Origin of the sequence: Mucilaginibacter tolerans (assembly GCF_030519375.1) — a bacterium.
In the GTDB taxonomy this organism is placed as follows: Bacteria; Bacteroidota; Bacteroidia; order Sphingobacteriales; family Sphingobacteriaceae; genus Mucilaginibacter.
The window spans coordinates 187,489-203,033 of sequence record NZ_JAUMKB010000009.1 but is presented as its reverse complement, the minus strand read 5'-3'; the positions used below and the strand labels follow the sequence as shown (position 1 = coordinate 203,033).

Genomic DNA, 15,545 nt, shown 5'->3' with positions numbered 1-15,545 from the left:
GAAAGAGAGATGTCAACAATCAACATAAAAAGAGTAAAAACCAGCGAGATCGAATTGAAAGATCGCCTGGTGAGCATACAACGTGTTGCCAAAGTAACCAAAGGTGGCCGTACTTTCAGCTTCTCTGCTATCGTAGTAGTAGGTGATGAGCACGGTGTTGTAGGTTACGGTTTAGGTAAAGCGAAAGAGGTTACCGAGGCAATTGCTAAAGGTATTGATGATGCTAAAAAGAACCTGGTAAAAGTGCCTATCATCAATGGTACTGTACCTCACGAACAATATGGTAAATTTTCAGGCGGTTTTGTTTTTATTAAACCTGCTGCGAATGGTACCGGTGTAATTGCAGGTGGTGCGATGCGTGCCGTATTAGAGTCTGCTGGTGTACACAACGTATTGGCAAAATCAAAAGGTTCATCAAACCCTCATAACGTGGTTAAAGCAACTGTGTCGGCATTATCACAAATGCGTGATGCTGTTACTGTAGCTCAGCACCGCGGAATTGAATTAGGAAAGGTATTTAACGGATAATCATCATGGCAAAGATCAAAATAACCCAGATTAAGAGCGTGATCGATAGAAGTGAGCGCCAGAAAAAAACTGTTGAGGCTTTGGGCTTGAAAAAGATCAACCACAGTGTTGAAGTAGAAGCTACTCCGGCTATCATCGGTATGGTACGTAAAGTTAATCATTTGGTAGCGGTAGAAAATATTTAATATCATGAATCTAAGTAACTTAAAACCTGCAGAAGGTTCTACTAAGAATAGTAAAAGAATTGGCCGTGGTACAGGTTCGGGCCGTGGCGGCACGTCAACTCGTGGCCACAAAGGAGCCGGTTCACGTTCAGGTACAAGCACTAAGGTTGGTTTTGAAGGTGGTCAGATGCCATTGCAGCGCCGCTTGCCAAAAGTGGGTTTCAAAAACCCTAACCGTGTGGAATATGTAAGCGTAAACCTGGATGCTTTACAAAAATTAGTAGACGATTATAAAGTTTCTGCAATTGATTTTGCAACTTTGAAAGAACATGGTTTAGTTTCGCGTAATGACCTGGTGAAAATCCTGGGCCGTGGCGAGCTGAAAGCCAAGTTGGAAGTTAAGGCTCATGCTTTCTCTGCAACAGCACAAAAAGCTATTGAGGCCGCCGGTGGTACTATTGTAAAGTTGTAAATTTCAATGAAGAAATTATTCACTACATTATCCAATATTTGGAAAATCGAAGATTTAAGAGTGCGTATTACTAACACACTCTTATTTCTTTTAATATACCGCATAGGATCATACGTGGTTCTGCCCGGTGTAAACTATGCATCCCTGAATACGCAGAAAGCAAAAGAAGGGCTGGTAGGCTTGCTGAATATGTTCGCAGGAGGTTCGTTTTCACGTGCCTCTATTTTTGCGTTAGGCGTAATGCCTTACATATCGGCGTCTATCGTTGTGCAGTTGCTGGGTATAGCTGTGCCTTATTTCACCAAATTGCAAAAAGAAGGTGAAAGTGGCAGAAATAAGCTAAACCAGTGGACCCGCTATCTGACAATCGGTATTACCGCATTGCAAGCTTACGGCTATGTGCACTCGCAAATCCAAACTGACCAGATCAGCCCGGTTATGAGCGTATTTGCATTCAACGTACTGTCGATCTTTGTATTGACCGCGGGTACATTATTCGTAATGTGGCTGGGCGAAAAAATTACTGATAAAGGTATCGGTAACGGTATTTCCCTAATCATCATGGTGGGTATCATTGCCCAATTACCAGGTGCATTCGCCGGTGAGTTTGACCAGCGTCTCAACGGACAAGGTGGTTTGATTACGTTTATCGCAGAAATTGTGGCCCTAATCGGCGTAGTGATGTTCACTATCCTGATTGTTCAAGGGACAAGAAAAATTGCAGTGCAATATGCAAAACGTATTGTCGGTAACAAACAATATGGTGGCGTGCGCCAGTATATCCCGTTAAAAGTAAATGCCGCAGGCGTAATGCCTATCATCTTTGCCCAGGCATTGATGTTCATTCCGGCTACCATTCCTCAGTTTTTCCCATCAACAGGAACTAATCCTGTGGTAATGGCTTTGGCTAACTATAACTCATGGGCGCATAACTTATTGTTCGCATTCCTGATCATCATCTTCACTTATTTCTATACAGCTATTACGGTTAACCCTAACCAGATGGCTGAGGATATGAAGAAGAATGGCGGATTTGTTCCGGGTGTTAAACCGGGTAAATCAACAGCTGATTTTATTGATGGTGTGATCTCAAAGATTACTTTACCAGGATCTGTATTCCTGGCAATCATCGCTATCATTCCAGCTTTGGTAACTATGATGGGTGTTAGCGGTGTTTTTGCAAGATTCTTTGGTGGTACGTCGCTGATCATTCTTGTGGGTGTGGTTTTAGATACTTTACAACAGATAGAAAGCCATCTGCTGATGCGTCATTACGACGGTTTGATGAAAACCGGGCGTATCACTGGCCGTACCAGTATACCTACGTCGGCAGGATCGACTCCGCCGGTTATCTAATTTAATAACATGTCAAAGATCCATTATAAGTCTGTCGAAGAGATAGAACTCATAAGAAAGAGCTCTTTACTTGTTTCCAAAACCCTGGCCGAGATAGCAAAAGTTATCCGGCCAGGTATAAAGACTATTGAATTAAACAAACTAGCCGAAACTTTCATTCGCGACAATGGCGGAGTTCCTGCTTTCCTAAACTATAGTGGGTTCCCTTATTCATTGTGTATCTCGCTGAATGATCAGATCGTACACGGATTTCCTGGTCAGCATGTATTAGTTGAAGGTGACCTTGTGTCGGTTGATTGTGGTGTAATTCTCAATAAATACTATGGTGACTCAGCTTATACTTTCGCCATCGGCGAGGTAGATGAGACGACTAAAAAATTGATGCGTGTAACGAAAGAATGCCTTTATCTTGGTATCGAGAAGGCAGTGGTTGGTCAGCGGATTGGCGATATCGGTTATGCTGTGCAGGAACATGCTGAGAAGAACGGCTTCGGTGTTGTAAAAGAGCTGGTTGGCCACGGAGTAGGTTTGCATTTGCACGAAAAACCGGAAGTGCCAAATTATGGCAAACGGGGGGCAGGCATTAAGTTGGAAGAAGGAATGGTGATTGCGATTGAACCGATGATTAATGCTGGCAGGGCAGGAGTGAGGTTTTGGGATGATGGCTGGACGGTATCAACTGTTGACAAAAAACCATCGGCGCATTATGAGCATACGGTAGCAGTACAAAAGGGGAAAGCAGACATCCTTTCTAGCTTTGATGAGATAGAAGAAGTTTTGCAAGAAAAAGTTAAATAATTAGAAAATTATTGCTTATCTTTGCAACCCGGTTTTAAAGCGGATAATAAAGTAAGAATCAGTAAAATATGGCTAAACAATCTTCGATTGAGCAAGACGGTACAATTCGGGAGGCATTATCAAATGCAATGTTCAGAGTTGAACTCGAAAATGGTCATGAGATTATTGCACACATATCTGGTAAAATGCGTATGCACTACATCAAAATTTTACCTGGCGACAGAGTAAAACTGGAGATGAGTCCATATGATTTAACAAAGGGTAGAATAACCTATAGATATAAATAATAAAGAGATGAAAGTTAGAGCATCCATTAAAAAACGTAGCGCTGATTGCAAGATCATCCGTCGTAACGGGAAACTTTATGTGATCAACAAAAAGAATCCTAAGTTCAAACAGCGTCAGGGGTAATTAAAAAATATTGTAACGATTCGTACAACGGTAGCCGCCGTTCGGTCGTTATTTAAAAACAAACGATAAATATGGCAAGGATTTCAGGTATTGATTTACCAAAAAACAAAAGAGGAGAGATCGGACTTACTTACATTTATGGTATTGGCCGTTCAACTGCCCAGGACATTTTGACCCAGGCTGGCATCGATTTCAATACAAAAGTTCAAGACTGGACCGATGAGCAGTTAACTGCTATCCGTGGAATTATCAACGATCAGATCAAAGTTGAAGGTGCATTACGTTCAGAAGTGCAGCTTAACATCAAACGTTTAATGGATATAGGTTGCTACCGCGGTACCCGTCACCGTAAAGGATTGCCTTTGCGTGGTCAGCGTACCAAAAACAACTCACGTACCCGTAAAGGAAAACGTAAGACTGTCGCTAACAAGAAAAAAGCTACTAAGTAATAAATAGATTTGAGATGTGAGATTTGAGATATGAGAAACATATCTGGTCGGTCATCTTAAATTAAGATAAAAAGATAAAAAGGATATTGATGTATTTGAAATGAGGTATTAAAGTCTCACATCTCAAATCTCATATCTCAAACCTCAAAAAAATGGCTAAAACTAAAAAAGTTACCAAAAAGCGCGTTGTGATTGTTGAGCCGGTTGGCGAAGCACATGTAAATGCTACCTTTAACAACATCATCATTACCCTAACTAACAAAAGCGGACAGGCTATTTCATGGTCTTCAGCAGGTAAAATGGGTTTCAAAGGTTCAAAGAAGAACACTCCTTATGCTGCTTCACAAGCTGCTGCCGATTGCGGTAAAGTAGCTTACGATCTGGGTTTACGCAAGGTTGAAGTATTTGTAAAAGGTCCGGGTGCAGGCCGCGAGTCAGCTATCCGTACTTTGCAAACTGCAGGTATTGAAGTTACCACCATTAAGGACATTACACCACTTCCGCACAACGGTTGCCGTCCTTCAAAAAGAAGAAGAGTTTAATTAACCAAATTTTTAAAGCTAAGATTCACCGGCTGCGGGCTGCGTGATACTTTAAATCAAACAAAATGGCTAGATATACAGGTCCAAAATCAAAAATCGCGCGTAGGTTCCGTGAACCAATCTTCGGTCCGGACAAGGCGTTAGAAAGAAAAAACTACCCTCCGGGTATGCATGGTGTCTCTAAAAGAAGAGGCAAACAGTCTGAGTACTCTACTCAGCTGCAAGAGAAACAAAAGGTAAAATACACCTACGGTGTATTAGAGCGTCAGTTCGAGAACCTGTTTCACCGTGCATCCGCTAAAGAAGGTATCACCGGTGAGAACTTGCTGAAATTCTTAGAAGCACGTTTGGATAATGCAGTTTACCGTTTAGGTATTGCTCCGACACGTTCGGCAGCTCGTCAGCTGGTAGGCCACAAACACATCAATGTAAACGGCGAAGTAGTAAACATCGCTTCATACAGCTTAAAAGCAGGTGATGTGATCTCAGTTCGTGAGAAATCAAAATCACTGGAAGCAATTGCTAATTCAGTTGCCGGCAGAAAGATCAACAAATACAGCTGGTTAGAATGGGATGCTGCTAACTTAACAGGCAAATTCCTGAACTATCCAAACCGCGATGAGATTCCTGAAAACATCAAGGAAAACCTGATCGTCGAGTTGTACTCTAAATAAGATTTGAAATTTTAGATATGAGATTTGAGAAGTACTTCAAATCTCATATTTCAGTTTCAAACATATGTAAGCAAAAGTGGTTTAAGATAAGGATTTGAAAAAGGAGAATAATCTCACGGCTCAAATCTCATATCTCAAATCTTTAATCAAGTAAACAATAAACAAAGGATATAAATGGCAATTTTAGCATTTCAAAAACCAGACAAGGTTATCATGCAAAAAGCGAATGATTTTGATGGCACGTTCGAGTTTCGTCCATTAGAACCAGGCTTTGGTGTAACCATTGGTAATGCTTTACGTCGTATCTTACTTTCATCTCTTGAAGGTTATGCTGTTACTTCTGTACGTTTTTCAGGAGTTACGCATGAGTTTTCAACCATTAAGGGTGTTGTTGAGGACGTTACCGAGATCATTCTGAACTTAAAGCAAGTTCGTTTGAAGAAAACAGGTGAATCAGGCGATAGTGAGAAAGTATTCGTGATCGTAAATGGTCAGGACGCTTTTACTGCCGGTGACATTACCAAGTTCTCAAATAACTTCGCTGTATTGAACCCTGATCTGGTTATCTGTAACATGGATTCATCAGTAACACTTGAAATCGAGCTGACCATCAACAAAGGTCGCGGTTATATTTCAAGCGAAGAGAATAAAAATCCTGATGCTAACGTAGGTGTGATCGCTATCGATTCGATCTATACACCGATCAAGAACGTTAAATACACTATAGAAAACTATCGTGTGGAGCAAAAAACCGACTATGAAAAATTAGTTCTGGATATTGCTACCGATGGCTCTATACATCCTGAAGATGCTTTGAAAGAAGCAGCTAAGATTCTTATTCAGCACTTTATGTTGTTCAGCGATGAGAACATGATGCTGGAGGCTCAGGCTAAGGAAGAAACCAAAGAAGTTGACGAAGAGATCCTGCACATGCGCAAGATCCTGAAAACCGAACTGGTTGACCTTGATCTTTCAGTACGTGCTTTGAACTGCCTTAAAGCTGCTGATATCCGCAGCCTGGCTGACCTGGTTTCTTACGACGTAGCAGATATGCTGAAGTTCAGAAACTTTGGTAAAAAATCACTGACTGAAATTCAGGACCTGGTTAAATCAAAAGGCTTATCTTTTGGTATGAACCTGTCGAAATTTAAATTAGATGAAGAGTAATTCTTCAGAAGTGAGATTTGAGATATGAGATTTGAGACAGACAGTCTAAATTCTATATCTCAAACTCAAATCAAAATAAAAATAAATAAATACCGGGTTTGCGAAAACGGTGAGAGGTTAAATCTCATATCTCACATCTAATATCTCAAATCTATCATCGCGTAATTCCGAGGGCTTGACGGTAACGCCGCCCGACGGTATGCACGTGCCACAAAACAAAAAACAATGAGACACGGAAAAAAAGTAAACCACTTAGGCCGCACCGACAGTCATCGCAAGGCGATGATGGCAAACATGGCCTCTTCGCTTATCATACATAAGCGCATCACTACTACACTGGCAAAAGCAAAAGCTTTGCGCGTTTATGTAGAACCATTACTGACTAAATCAAAAAGCGATACTACGCACTCACGTCGTACAGTATTTAGCTATTTGCAGGATAAAGACAGCGTGAACGTATTGTTCCGCGAAGTTGCTGAAAAGATTGCTAACCGTCCGGGTGGTTATACCCGTATCATCAAACTGGAAAACCGTTTGGGTGATAACGCGGAAATGGCATTGATCGAATTGGTAGACTACAACACTGTTTACACTAAAGACAGTGCTGCTGTTGCTAAGAAATCAACCCGTCGTCGTGGTGGTTCTGGTAAAGGTGGTGCTAAAACTGCTGCTCCAAAAGCTGAAGCTGCTGTTGAAGAAGCAGTAGTAGTTGAAGAGCCAAAAGCTGAATCTGCACCAGCGGTAGAAGAAGCTCCTGCTGCTGAAGAAACTCCTGAAGCACCAGCGGCTAACGAAGAAAACGCTGAAAAAGGCGAATAATAATATAAATAGACGACAATTCGTTTATATTGTAAACGCCCTGCTCATTTGAGCGGGGCGTTTTTTGTTTTAGACCAGTTGGCGCTTGGTATTATATCCACCGTCTCACTTTGATTTTATAAGAGGTATAATCCTGGCCAAAAGCATCTGACAAGTATTTTTCTTCTCGTCCTATTACGTAAGTGGTAATAATTAGCACAACCAAAGGAATTAAAATAAAAGTCCACCAATTACCTCCAAAAAAAGCAATGCCCGTATATAACAATAAAAGGCCTAAGTACATTGGGTTGCGGGTAACAGCGTATACGCCACCCGTCTGCAGGGAATTTGCTGGTTTTATGGTGATCAAAGTGTTTTTACTTCTTATAAATTTTACGATTGCCGGTAAGCTAAATACTATACTGAGTGCCACAAATAAGTAGCCTAAAACAGCCGCAATTTGAGTTTTGAAAAACACCGCAGAAATTGGAAACAGCTTTTGAAGCAAAAGTGAAAATAAAAATATCAGTGCGTAAATAACAGGCGGCGGGACATAAACGCCGGGATGAGTTTTTTTCGTTTCCATGAGGCTGATTTTCAGGTTAAATCAAATGTAACTAATAAATCAGGCCTGCGCTTTTTTTATATATTTAGTTCTACTTTGTGTCGTTGCGAGGTTGCAAACAGAGTATTATTATTCTAAAGAGGTCTTAACAACTTATTTAAAAAAGAAGAAATGTTAAAATCAGCTTTCTATTACACCCTCACTGCTTATTCTCCTTCAACAAATCCACCCCCGCAGCATTGTTCAGTTCATCATCCAAGTTGGTATTGAATTGAAAGGTGTAGATCTTCCAGGCATCTTTTGGTTTGTAGAAAACAAAGACGAAGCGCACCGGCTGCTTATCGTACTTTACGATGTAGCTTAAAAGTTTGACAGTATTACCAACTCCTTTTTCGGTAATCAGTTCGTAACCATAGTAATCGCCGTCCTGGTCGATAGTTGCTTTAAGGTTCTTTTTGATGGCGGTGATGTCGTCGTTTACCTGCTTGTTCTTCTTCACGTCGGCGAAAAGCTGATCAATGGCATCCATTGGTTTGGTAGCGTATAGCTCGAAGAATTTTTTGGAAATATCGGCCGGCGTTTGTTGCTGGGCCTTGACTTTTCCGGCACAAAAAAATAGCACTAGGCACAGTAGTAAAAATATCTTTCTCATAATGCGTTTGAATAAACCACTAATTTAAAAGATTTTTAGCGTGTTGGGGTATTGTGGCTTAATTCGCTACTAAAGTATTGTCCTCGTGCGTAGTGATCAGCGGGTCTGTCGTGTAAATAACGCTGAAATAATTTGCGCCGGTTGCGGGCGGCTGCACATCCACATCAAATTTGCCTTCTTCAGATACCCAGCGGGTTGTTCCGATATGGCAATACTTATGATCGAGCATGGATTCTACTTCATGTAAATCCCCTTTGCCGTAGGTTACCACATAGGATTTGCATATTCCATTGTGATCAAAATAGAATGTGAAATCGCCTATCGCTTTTGACTTGGTAAAGCAAATAGCAGTATCGCCATTATCAGCCCTGAATTCCTGGACGAATGAGTAAGGTACGTTTCTGCTAAAGTAAGATTTGATCTTGGGCATAGTACTGCCAAGCGGAAACTGTGCGAAGGCAGATACCGAGAGAATAGCTAATAACAGAATAATAGGTAAACTCTTCATGCTTAAGGTACGGCAACAACCGCACCACACGAAGAATAATTGAACAGACCACGGCCACGGCCCCAATTTGGGCGTTTTATGGTCTTAATCAGAATTAACTGAGTAAATAAGATTGATTTTGTGGAATTTTTTCCAGTAAAATTGTGTATTTGATGCTACAAAGGAATAGGAGTAAGGCCTTTATTTACCTTCCTTCATGTCCAGTTTATGGCCGGTCAAAAAAACTTTGCCACTGTTTGGCTCGCGTACAATAGTACTTTCTTTTTTGTCGATCTTTAATGTCTGTGTGATATAGAACCCTTTATAATCCATCAGGATGTTCAGGCCATCATTGTTCACGCTTAGCTTAAATGTGCCGCCTATCATATCCTTGGTTTCGTTATTGGTGAGGGTAAATGTCCCTTCCTTTTCCGACGTAAACAGAAATGAGAATTTTTGCCCGTTGATCGCTTCTTCAGATTTCTTTAATACCAGTTCCCTGTATTCTTTGTAAATATCCTCTGGTTTCGACATAGCCGTGTTCCTTTTATTGATTAATAGCGTGCGTGTTAGGACGTTTATCTACATCCGTGAGAATCTTATACGGGAGAGCTGAAAAAAAGATGCACAAAAATGTAAGTTTCCACAGGCGTTACATCTGCTTTTTTAATTCGGCAATTGTTATTTTAGTAATAAAAAATTTAAACTAATTATTAATAATGATCAACTTGCAATAGGTAAATGGTGCAATGAATTGTGTTTCAGATGAAAGTCAGAAAACGCATTTGCACATCTGCATATTCGCACATCTGCACATTAACCCTTATCTTTGCGCACTCAATAATTAACACCTATGCTCAAAGGATTTTTTAACGTGCCTGCACCGCAGAACGAGCCTGTTTTAAATTATGGCCCGCGCAGTGTAGAACGTGCTACCCTGAAAGCCGCTCTGGAAGACGCGCGCTCAAAACAAATTGATATTCCGATGTATATCGGCGGGAAAGAGGTTCGTACCAACCAAAAGTTGGAGATCCGTCCGCCGCACGATCATAAACATTTGCTGGCTACTTTTTCTGAAGGCGATGCAAGTCATGTTAATGCCGCTATTGACGCTGCTTTGGCTGCAAAAACTGCCTGGGAAGAGTTGGCATGGGAACAACGTGCCGCCATCTTTTTAAAAGCTGCCGATCTGCTCGCGGGCCCTTACCGTGCCGAGATCAATGCAGCTACGATGCTGGGGCAGTCGAAAAATGCTTACCAGGCTGAGATCGATTCGGCTTGTGAGCTGATCGATTTCCTGCGTTTCAACGTGTCTTACATGACTGAAATATACCAGCAGCAGCCACCAATTTCAGGTAAAGGCGTTTGGAACAGGTTAGAACAACGCCCGCTGGAAGGCTTTGTATTTGCATTGACACCATTCAACTTTACTGCTATTGCTGGTAACCTACCTTCTTCAGCTGCGATGATGGGTAACGTGGTAGTTTGGAAGCCTGCTTATCCGCAGATCTACGCCGCTAATGTGATCATGAAGGTATTTAAAGAAGCGGGCGTTCCCGACGGTGTGATCAACCTGATTTATGTTGATGGCCCTGTTGCGGGCGAAGTGATATTTAACCATCCTGATTTTGCAGGTATCCACTTTACCGGATCAACCAAAGTGTTCCAGAACATCTGGCAAACTATCGGTACGAACATTCATAAATATAAAACCTACCCACGCATTGTTGGCGAAACAGGTGGTAAGGACTTTGTACTGGCTCACCCAAGTGCCGACGCTGATGTAGTGAGCACTGCATTGGTTCGTGGCGCATTTGAATACCAGGGACAAAAGTGTTCTGCGGCTTCGAGGGCTTATATTCCTAAGTCACTGTGGCCTGCGGTAAAAGAAAATATTCAGCGTGATGTGGCCAGCTTTAAAATAGGCCCGACTGAAGATTTCGAAAACTTTATTAATGCAGTAATTACAGAGACCTCATTTGATAAACTTGCAAAGTATATCGACGAAGCTAAAACTGATATCAGCGTAGAACTGGTAACAGGTGGTAAATACGATAAAACCAATGGCTGGTTCATAGAGCCGACGGTTCTCCGCGTAGATGACCCGTTCTATGTAACGATGTGTGAAGAACTCTTTGGGCCTGTACTAAGCATTTATGTTTACGAGGATAAAGATTTCAGTAAGGTGATCGACATTGTAGATAAAACTTCAATCTACGCGCTTACAGGTTCAATTATTTCGCAGGACCGTTATGCCATTGCTGAAGCGACACAACGTTTGCGCAATGCGGCGGGTAACTTTTATATCAACGACAAACCGACAGGTGCGGTAGTTGGTCAGCAACCATTTGGCGGTGCAAGAGGATCGGGTACAAATGATAAAGCCGGTTCAATGATCAACCTGCTGCGCTGGGTATCGCCGCGTACGATTAAGGAAACTTTTGATCCGCCGAAGGATTACAGATATCCGTTTTTGCGGAAAGAACTGTAAGAGTTGATATCGAATGGTTCATAGTTCATAGTAAAATCTGCCATGAACTATGAACCATCAACTACGATCTATTTAAACTTAAACACATTATCCAGCTTGTCATTATTGCTGGTGCTTACTTTCATGTCATTTATCTTTCCGGTGGCGAGGCTATAAACCCAGCCATGAACGTTTAGCTCCTGGCCGTTTTTCCAGGCGTTTTGTACGATGGATGTTTTGCATAGATTGTAAACGTTTTCTATCACATTCAACTCAACAAGACGACTTGCTCGTTCACTTTCGTCACTGATTGCATCCAGTTCCTTAGCGTGGATACGGTACACATCTTTAATGTGACGAAGCCAGTTGTCTATCAATCCAAATTCTTTGTTACTCATAGCTGCAAGTACACCACCGCAGCCATAGTGGCCTGTTACGATCACGTGTTTTACATGAAGTACGTTTACGGCATAGTCTAATACCGAAAGCATGTTCATATCCGTATGGATCACCATGTTGGCGATATTACGGTGCACGAATATCTCTCCCGGATTGGTATTGGTGATCTGGTTAGCAGGAACACGGCTATCGGCACAACCTATCCAAAGCACAGGCGGATTTTGCACAGCCAGTTTGTTAAAAAAATCAGGGTCGTTTGCCAGGGCATTTTTGATGAATTTCTCGTTGCCATCAAGCAGGCCCTGATAAGTAATATGACTGGTGTCGTGAGTTTTGTTTTTGGCGCACATGGGGTTGATCTATTATTTCGGCTGCAAATTTATATTTTTTTGGGTGATGAGAATAGACGCATCAGTTTATGTAATGCGACATCTGAAAGGTCGTAATATAATATGGTAAGTAAAATTACGGGGATAAAGTAAAATACCACAAAACCATACGCATTAAAAAAATAACCTCCGGCCAGCCCTCCTAAAAAATAAAAAGTAAGTATGGTTAACCGAACATATATACGGTGTTTTACAATTTCTTTCTTTTTTGACAAGGGGTGCAGCCATTCGGATACATCGCTGCCCAGGTCGGTGAATAAACCGGTTAAGTGCGATGATTTGATCAGCCCGCCCGATACGGTAGAAACCATGCTGTTTTGCAGCCCCATTGAAAATATAATGGCACCAATAATGATCTCGCGTTCGGTTTGAGATTCGGCATAAAATTTATCACCATAAACGGCAACAAATAACAGAATAACAATTTCGAGGACTATCGGCTGTGAGTGAGCCCAGTAAGTGCTTTTATTCCATGCTGATCGTATCAGAAAATTGGATACGAATGCTCCCATAAAAAACAATAGCAGCCAGATCAGGAAAAGTATCATCTCGTGCCAGTTATTTTCGGCAACATGACGCGCAAGCGTAGCCACATGTCCCGTGATATTCGTGGTGAAGGCCAGAAATGCAATAAACCCTGCTACATTAGTAGCACCTGATACAAAGGCTGTAGATGAGGCCAGCATCAGGTTTTCTTTAAGGGTGCGTTTTTCTTTTGATACCCTTAGCATAAGTTTAGCGATTGCTTTTAAATACAACCGCTGCAAAAGTAAAAAATTATATTCCTGGTGCGGCCATAAAAAAATCCCGGCTGCATTTTAAGCAACCGGGACCGAAATTTAATTTAACATGCCGGTTTTAATGAGCCCCGGCAAGCTCTACGTCCAGTTCGTAAACGTATCCCAACTTTTGCGGGTCGTTGCTACTTACCTTCAGATCTTTCACCAGGCCGGTACCGATATCAATTACCCAGCCATGAACTTCCAGGTCACTGCGTTCTTTCCACGCATTTTGTATGATGGTAGTTTTACAAAGATTATAAGCCTGCTCTATCACATTCAATTCCACCAGGCGGTTCACCCGAAGCTGTGTATCGCTGATGCGGTCAAGTTCATGGCTGTACAGCCGGTAAACGTCCTTAATATGGCGTAGCCAGTTATCAATCAGCCCGAACTGTTTATTGCTCAACGCTGCTGCTACGCCCCCGCAGCCGTAGTGTCCGGCTACGATCACATGTTTTACTTTCAATACGTTTACAGCATAGTCGAGCACACTGAGCATATTCATGTCTGAATGAACGCATACATTGGCAATATTGCGGTGAACAAACACTTCGCCCGGTTTGGTGCCGGTAATCTGGTTGGCCGGTACGCGACTGTCTGAGCAGCCTATCCACAATACCTCCGGGCTCTGCCCCTGTGAAAGTTTTTTGAAGTAGTCAGGGTCTTCTTTAACCCGTTGATCTACCCATTCACGGTTGCCTGATAGCAGGGCCTTATAACTTTCAGCTAACGTAAGTTTCGCTTTTTCTGTTGTGATTACTGGTCTTATGTCGTTCTTCTGATTTTCTGTTTTCATGATCTTGATGATTTATGTTATAAATTACTTCTTTAAGGCGCGGCACATCATAGGTTTCACGTATGTGTTCGAGCCTTACTGTTATGCCTTTTGTATAGGCATTGTTCTTAAAATTGTTAATGATCTCCAGCACATCCGGGTCAATGAACCTGGAGTGGGCGCCGTCTATGATTACCTCGGAGCCTTTTGGCAGATTGGTGAGGGTAACTTGTATAGCGGCTTTATTTAAAAATGAAACCTCTTCAGCAAGCCGGATACGGATAACTTTTTTGTCGCCGCTTTCGTCAATATGGTAGAAGTAGGGGTTACGTAAATTGGTGCGGAGGATATAAAATATGCCCACCAGCATACCGATGCCCACGCCAATCAATAGGTCAGTCAGCACCACCGCAATAATGGTGACTACAAATGGTATAAACTGATCGAGGCCTTTATGCCACATGTGTTTAAACAAGCTTATTCGTGCCAATTTGTAGCCCGTGATTAAAAGGATGGATGCCAGGCACGACAGCGGAATATGATTGATAAGCGCTGGAATAAGCAGCAGCGATAGCAGTAGGAATGCCCCATGTAAAATAGCGCTCATTTTGGTTCGTGCACCTGCATTGATGTTGGCGGAAGAGCGTACGATAACTGCCGTCAAAGGTAAACCACCGAGCAGCCCGCTTACCAGGTTACCCGCACCCTGGGCAACTAATTCGCGGTTGGTGGGGGTGATCCGCTTTATCGGATCGATCTTGTCTGCGGCTTCAATGCATAGCAGGGTTTCCAGGCTGGCTACTATGGCTATGGTGACTGCTGTTATCCAAACTTGTTTGTTGCCAATGGATGAAAAATCAGGGCTTTTAAATAGGCCAAAAAATTCTCCTATGCTGCCTACAACGGGAAGATTTACCAGTTGCTTATCCTTCAATCCAAAGGAACCTCCGTCAAATAAAAAGCTTAAACCAATGCCAGCAACCACTACCAATAACGGCGCGGGTATTATAGCTAGTTTTTTCACTTTTGGCCAGTAGATCATTAGCAGTAAGGAAACCACACTGATGATTACTGCCCCGTAATTAATACGGGATAGCGCAGCGAAAAATCCTGAAAAAGTATTGCTCTCGTCCGCCTGCCGGAAACCTTCGTCGCCTTCAAAATCGGCGTCGTAACCCACGGCATGAGGTAGCTGTTTCATTATCAGTATAATTCCGATGGCTGCCAGCATGCCTTCTATTACCGCAGAAGGAAAATAGTTGGCTATCGTTCCGGCTTTAATGATCCCAAGCGCTATCTGTATAAGCCCTGCCAACACCACACTCAGTAAAAATACCTCGTATGATCCGAGCCCGGTAATGGCATTAAGCACGATGACAGTTAGCCCCGCAGCAGGTCCGGCCACACTTAATTGCGACCCGCTTAGCATGCCAACCACGATGCCGCCAATGATACCTGTTAATATGCCGGCAAACAAGGGGGCACCCGATGCCAGGGCAATGCCAAGACAAAGGGGTAGCGCCACCAGGAACACAACTATACTCGAAGGAATATCCTTCTTCAGATTTTTTGATAAGAAATATTTTTTGAGATTAAGACTGCCCATAGCCATCCCATCTTGTTTTATTTGCATAGAAAATGAATTTGATTAAACTTTAAATGAACTA

General features: G+C 42.2%; 21 protein-coding genes. 13 read left to right on the top strand and 8 right to left on the bottom strand.

All coding sequences use genetic code 11. The features are described 5' to 3' along the window. Window positions 1-9: 9 nt before the first annotated feature. The 12 genes from rpsE (at window position 10) to rplQ (ending at window position 7,380) form a co-directional block, all read left to right on the top strand. A complete protein-coding gene (rpsE, locus tag Q3A68_RS14420) occupies window positions 10-528 on the top strand; it encodes a 30S ribosomal protein S5 (protein WP_368045680.1) in 519 nt (172 codons plus the stop codon). Window positions 529-533: 5 nt separating this feature from the next. Beyond that, complete coding sequence (gene rpmD, locus Q3A68_RS14415) at window positions 534-713, top strand: 50S ribosomal protein L30 (protein ID WP_228080007.1); 180 nt, start codon at window positions 534-536, stop codon at window positions 711-713. A 4-nt stretch (window positions 714-717) separates the two neighbouring features. Beyond that, on the top strand, window positions 718-1,164 hold the full coding sequence (gene rplO / locus Q3A68_RS14410; protein ID WP_302901804.1) for a 50S ribosomal protein L15: 447 nt from the start codon (window positions 718-720) through the stop codon (window positions 1,162-1,164). 6 nt (window positions 1,165-1,170) lie between these two features. Further along, entirely contained in the window at window positions 1,171-2,520 is a 1,350-nt protein-coding gene (secY, locus tag Q3A68_RS14405) for a preprotein translocase subunit SecY (protein WP_302901803.1), read from the top strand. Window positions 2,521-2,529: 9 nt separating this feature from the next. Next, window positions 2,530-3,318 (top strand): type I methionyl aminopeptidase, encoded by a 789-nt coding sequence (gene map, locus Q3A68_RS14400; protein WP_302901802.1) that lies wholly within the window; start codon window positions 2,530-2,532, stop codon window positions 3,316-3,318. Window positions 3,319-3,386: 68 nt separating this feature from the next. Next, on the top strand, window positions 3,387-3,605 hold the full coding sequence (gene infA / locus Q3A68_RS14395) for a translation initiation factor IF-1 (protein WP_022833270.1): 219 nt from the start codon (window positions 3,387-3,389) through the stop codon (window positions 3,603-3,605). 7 nt (window positions 3,606-3,612) lie between these two features. Then, window positions 3,613-3,729: a type B 50S ribosomal protein L36 gene (ykgO, locus tag Q3A68_RS14390; protein ID WP_022833269.1), complete on the top strand. Its 117-nt coding sequence runs from the start codon at window positions 3,613-3,615 to the stop codon at window positions 3,727-3,729. A 71-nt stretch (window positions 3,730-3,800) separates the two neighbouring features. Then, window positions 3,801-4,178: a 30S ribosomal protein S13 gene (gene rpsM / locus Q3A68_RS14385; RefSeq protein WP_302901801.1), complete on the top strand. Its 378-nt coding sequence runs from the start codon at window positions 3,801-3,803 to the stop codon at window positions 4,176-4,178. Window positions 4,179-4,330: 152 nt separating this feature from the next. Next, window positions 4,331-4,720, top strand: a complete 390-nt coding sequence (rpsK, locus tag Q3A68_RS14380; protein ID WP_302901800.1) for a 30S ribosomal protein S11 — start codon at window positions 4,331-4,333, stop codon at window positions 4,718-4,720. Between the two features lie 65 nt (window positions 4,721-4,785). Then, window positions 4,786-5,394: a 30S ribosomal protein S4 gene (rpsD, locus tag Q3A68_RS14375; RefSeq protein WP_302901799.1), complete on the top strand. Its 609-nt coding sequence runs from the start codon at window positions 4,786-4,788 to the stop codon at window positions 5,392-5,394. Window positions 5,395-5,568: 174 nt separating this feature from the next. After that, entirely contained in the window at window positions 5,569-6,561 is a 993-nt protein-coding gene (locus Q3A68_RS14370) for a DNA-directed RNA polymerase subunit alpha (RefSeq protein WP_302901798.1), read from the top strand. Window positions 6,562-6,786: 225 nt separating this feature from the next. After that, window positions 6,787-7,380, top strand: a complete 594-nt coding sequence (rplQ, locus tag Q3A68_RS14365; RefSeq protein ID WP_302901797.1) for a 50S ribosomal protein L17 — start codon at window positions 6,787-6,789, stop codon at window positions 7,378-7,380. A gap of 91 nt (window positions 7,381-7,471) precedes the next feature. On the opposite strand, the gene Q3A68_RS14360 is transcribed toward rplQ, so the two are convergent. From Q3A68_RS14360 to Q3A68_RS14345, 4 genes are all read right to left on the bottom strand, one after another. After that, window positions 7,472-7,945, bottom strand: coding sequence for a methyltransferase family protein (locus Q3A68_RS14360; RefSeq protein ID WP_302901796.1), 474 nt, complete (start codon window positions 7,943-7,945; stop codon window positions 7,472-7,474). Between the two features lie 178 nt (window positions 7,946-8,123). Then, the gene (locus Q3A68_RS14355; RefSeq protein WP_302901795.1) at window positions 8,124-8,576 is read right to left on the bottom strand and encodes a hypothetical protein; all 453 of its coding nucleotides are present in this window, start codon (window positions 8,574-8,576) and stop codon (window positions 8,124-8,126) included. Window positions 8,577-8,634: 58 nt separating this feature from the next. Beyond that, the gene (locus Q3A68_RS14350) at window positions 8,635-9,084 is read right to left on the bottom strand and encodes a hypothetical protein (protein ID WP_302901794.1); all 450 of its coding nucleotides are present in this window, start codon (window positions 9,082-9,084) and stop codon (window positions 8,635-8,637) included. Window positions 9,085-9,264: 180 nt separating this feature from the next. Continuing rightward, a complete protein-coding gene (locus Q3A68_RS14345; RefSeq protein ID WP_302901793.1) occupies window positions 9,265-9,597 on the bottom strand; it encodes a hypothetical protein in 333 nt (110 codons plus the stop codon). 319 nt (window positions 9,598-9,916) lie between these two features. Between Q3A68_RS14345 and pruA the strand changes: the two genes are divergently transcribed. Continuing rightward, complete coding sequence (gene pruA / locus Q3A68_RS14340; RefSeq protein WP_302901792.1) at window positions 9,917-11,554, top strand: L-glutamate gamma-semialdehyde dehydrogenase; 1,638 nt, start codon at window positions 9,917-9,919, stop codon at window positions 11,552-11,554. A gap of 68 nt (window positions 11,555-11,622) precedes the next feature. On the opposite strand, the gene can (Q3A68_RS14335) is transcribed toward pruA, so the two are convergent. The 4 genes from can (Q3A68_RS14335) to Q3A68_RS14320 form a co-directional block, all read right to left on the bottom strand. Beyond that, complete coding sequence (gene can / locus Q3A68_RS14335) at window positions 11,623-12,282, bottom strand: carbonate dehydratase (RefSeq protein WP_302901791.1); 660 nt, start codon at window positions 12,280-12,282, stop codon at window positions 11,623-11,625. A gap of 29 nt (window positions 12,283-12,311) precedes the next feature. Further along, a complete protein-coding gene (locus Q3A68_RS14330) occupies window positions 12,312-13,052 on the bottom strand; it encodes a YoaK family protein (protein WP_302901790.1) in 741 nt (246 codons plus the stop codon). A gap of 127 nt (window positions 13,053-13,179) precedes the next feature. Continuing rightward, window positions 13,180-13,899 (bottom strand): carbonate dehydratase, encoded by a 720-nt coding sequence (gene can, locus Q3A68_RS14325; RefSeq protein ID WP_302901789.1) that lies wholly within the window; start codon window positions 13,897-13,899, stop codon window positions 13,180-13,182. Beyond that, entirely contained in the window at window positions 13,826-15,511 is a 1,686-nt protein-coding gene (locus Q3A68_RS14320) for a SulP family inorganic anion transporter (RefSeq protein ID WP_302901788.1), read from the bottom strand. Before Q3A68_RS14320 ends, can (Q3A68_RS14325) begins: the two co-directional genes overlap by 74 nt. Window positions 15,512-15,545 lie beyond the last annotated feature (34 nt).